The sequence below is a fragment of the Arthrobacter sp. JCM 19049 genome, assembly GCF_001310435.1.
In genome coordinates this window covers 1-2,085 of the sequence record NZ_BAXF01000388.1, presented here as the reverse complement: position 1 = coordinate 2,085, position 2,085 = coordinate 1, and the positions used below count along the sequence as shown (strand labels likewise).

At 64.3% G+C, this 2,085-nt stretch carries 5 protein-coding genes and 1 pseudogene; all 6 read left to right on the top strand.

Translation table 11 applies throughout. From position 1 onward, the window contains the following. Positions 1-218 (top strand): AIR carboxylase family protein (locus tag JCM19049_RS12510; RefSeq protein ID WP_279403136.1); only part of this gene is annotated, 218 nt, incomplete at its 5' end. Between the two features lie 125 nt (positions 219-343). After that, positions 344-685, top strand: a complete 342-nt coding sequence (locus JCM19049_RS12505; RefSeq protein WP_054821754.1) for a hypothetical protein — start codon at positions 344-346, stop codon at positions 683-685. After that, complete coding sequence (locus tag JCM19049_RS20745; RefSeq protein WP_279403135.1) at positions 631-858, top strand: hypothetical protein; 228 nt, start codon at positions 631-633, stop codon at positions 856-858. Before JCM19049_RS12505 ends, JCM19049_RS20745 begins: the two co-directional genes overlap by 55 nt. Beyond that, a pseudogene (locus JCM19049_RS20740) lies at positions 816-1,094 on the top strand (LytR family transcriptional regulator); the annotation flags it as partial. The gene JCM19049_RS20745 and the pseudogene JCM19049_RS20740, both read left to right, overlap by 43 nt. A 65-nt stretch (positions 1,095-1,159) precedes the next feature. Continuing rightward, a complete protein-coding gene (locus tag JCM19049_RS20735; protein ID WP_306420800.1) occupies positions 1,160-1,564 on the top strand; it encodes an LCP family protein in 405 nt (134 codons plus the stop codon). Further along, the gene (locus tag JCM19049_RS12495) at positions 1,561-1,854 is read left to right on the top strand and encodes a hypothetical protein (RefSeq protein ID WP_054821752.1); all 294 of its coding nucleotides are present in this window, start codon (positions 1,561-1,563) and stop codon (positions 1,852-1,854) included. Before JCM19049_RS20735 ends, JCM19049_RS12495 begins: the two co-directional genes overlap by 4 nt. The last annotated feature ends 231 nt before the right edge of the window (positions 1,855-2,085 follow it).

Below are 2,085 nucleotides of genomic sequence, written 5' to 3'. Positions count from 1 at the left end.
TGCAGATGCCCGCCGGCGTGCCGGTGGCCACCGTCTCCATCGGTGGGGCCCGCAACGCCGGGCTGCTGGCCGTGCGCATGCTCGCGGCGGGAACCGACGAACACGCCCGCACGTTACAAAATAAGTTGCTTGAATTCGCGGACTCCCTGCGCGATTCAGCGCACGCCAAGGGTGCCGCCCTGCGTGCTGAAGTCGCCGACGAAAATTTCGCGTCCTGATCAAGGAAAGTCTCTAGCTATATGGGTTCTGCCAGCCATCGTGCACCCGGCCTGCTGCGCCAACCGGAAACACTGTCCTCGCCGGCGCGCTCCAAGCGCGCCTGATCCTGGTCCTGCTGACCATCGTGTTCCCCGGAAGCGCCCAGCTGATCGCCGGCAACCGCCGCCTGGGCCGCTTCGTGGTGAGCCTGACCATGCTGTGCTGGCTGGCAATCCTCGCCCTCGTGGCGATCTACTTCATCGACTACTCGATCCTGCTGAACTGGGCCGGGCATCCGAACTTCCAGCTGTTCCTGATCATCGTGCTCTCGGTGCTCGCCGTGGGCTGGCTGATCATGTTCATCAACACGCTGGTAATCATCCGCCGAAGCTGCTGGCCCCGGGCATGCGCGGGATCGTGGCGCTGTTCCTGGTGCTGGCGGTCGCCGGCACCAGCGGCATCTTCATCTACGGCGCCTCGCTGCTGAACACCGGGCGGGAGACCATCACCAAGGTCTTCGACGAGGCCCGGCCTTCGACCCGGTCGACGGGCGCTACAACATCGCCATCCTCGGCGCGGACTCCGGCGATAACCGTGACGGGGTGCGCACCGACTCGATGGCGCTGCTCTCGGTGGACGCCAAGACCGGCAAGTCGCTGATGATCTCCATCCCCCGCAACTTCCAAAAGGCTCAGTTCGCGGCGGACTCGCCGATGAAGAAGGCCTGGCCGAAGGGCTATGACTGCGGCAACGAATGCCTGTTCAACGCCATCTACCGCGACGCGGTGGACCATCACGCCGACGCCTTCCCCGCCTCGGTGAAGAACGTGGGCGCCCAGGCGGTCATGGATGCCATGGAAGGCACCACCGGCCTGCAGGTGCAGGGCTACGTCATGGTCGACATGGCGGGTTTTGAGTCCTTCGTTGACGCGGTGGGCGGCGTGAAGGTGATTTCCGGGGGCTGGGTGCCTACAACGGGAAGAAGTGGGAAGGCACCAACATCAACACCCACTGGTTCTCCCCCGGTGAGAAGCACTTCAACGGCAAGCAGGCCCTGTGGTTCGCCCGCTCGCGCGACTTCACCGATGACTACCACCGCATCAAGCGCCAGCAGTGCCTGCAGCAGGCGATCATCGCCCAGATCACCCCGCAGAACGTGCTCTCACGCTTCACCACGATCATGGACGCCGGCGAGGAGCTGGTGGAGACCGACATCCCCGCCAGCCAGCTCGGATCGTTCATCTCGCTGGCCGAAAAGGCCCGCAAGACCCCCTTTGACCGGCTGACCTTGGGGGCCCTGACTTTGAGCGCACCTTCTCCACCTACCCGGACTTCGACAAGATCCACCAGCGCATCGACGAGATGATCGCCAAGCAGGGCGAGCCGGAGAAGCCGAAGGAAGCCTCCAAGGACCCGAAGAAGGACGAGAAGAAGGACGACAAGAAGGAGGAGAAGTCCTCCACGACCCCCACCGAGTCCTCCGCATCGGCCAGCCCGAGCGACGACCGGGCCCTGTCCACCACCGGCGACCAGGAATTCACCCAGCCCAACGGGGACCCGATCACCGAGGAGTACCTGGTGCAGCTCGAACGCTACGGCTACACCACGCGCATCAGCCAGATCGCGGCGAACAACGACGAGTGCCGGGTTCCCTAAGAAATTTCCCTCCACCCCAAACCGAACCCCGAACATGTTTGTTTCTCCGTGATGAAAGGTCAGCTGACGTACATGTTTCACCTGCACAACAGCATCCGCACTTACCATTGGGGTTCGCCGGACGCTATTTCCTCGCTGCTGGGTCTGCAGACCGACGCGGCCCCGCAGGCCGAGCTCTGGTTGGCGCCCACCCGGGCAACCCCAGCCGGCTGCGCGAGACCGGCCAGGGGC